At 62.5% G+C, this 435-nt stretch carries 1 protein-coding gene; it reads left to right on the forward strand.

Annotated features, from left to right (window positions below; all coding sequences use genetic code 11):
- Positions 1 to 174: 174 nt before the first annotated feature.
- Positions 175 to 435 (forward strand): hypothetical protein (locus tag D0817_RS26725; protein WP_134737802.1); only part of this gene is annotated, 261 nt, incomplete at its 3' end.

The following is a 435-nucleotide window of genomic DNA, read 5'->3' on the forward strand; positions in this document are numbered from 1 at the left end:
AAGGGTCAGGCAGTGTTGCGTTCGGCATCGGCGGAGGTTTTGCAAAAGAAAGGATCAGCGTGGCCGACGTCCAAAGCACCTCGCTGTCGGCTGTTCGCCTGACAATTTTGCTGGCCGTCGCCAGCGCCCTGAAATTGAGCACCCCAAGCTGCAGCAATTAAAAAGGAGAATGACATGAATACCAGTAAACGTCTCGTCTTGAAATCGACCGCACTGCTGGCCGCTCCGCGCCTGGCGTTTCCAGGCGCGGGGGGCGGCCCGGCGGTCGGCGGCCTCGCGTTGGCAGTGAGCAGTGTCCTCGTGTTGCCGCGCGCGCAAGCGAGTCCGATTGCGCTCGGCCTCTTGGTGGCCGAGTTGCTTGGCCGCGCATTCTTCAATTTTAGTCTCAGCCGCACGTTCCTCGATGCGGTGGGCGCGGCGCCGGTGCGCAAGGCG

This window comes from Flavobacterium cupreum (assembly GCF_003996965.1).
Classification (GTDB): Bacteria; Bacteroidota; Bacteroidia; order Flavobacteriales; family Flavobacteriaceae; genus Flavobacterium; species Flavobacterium cupreum.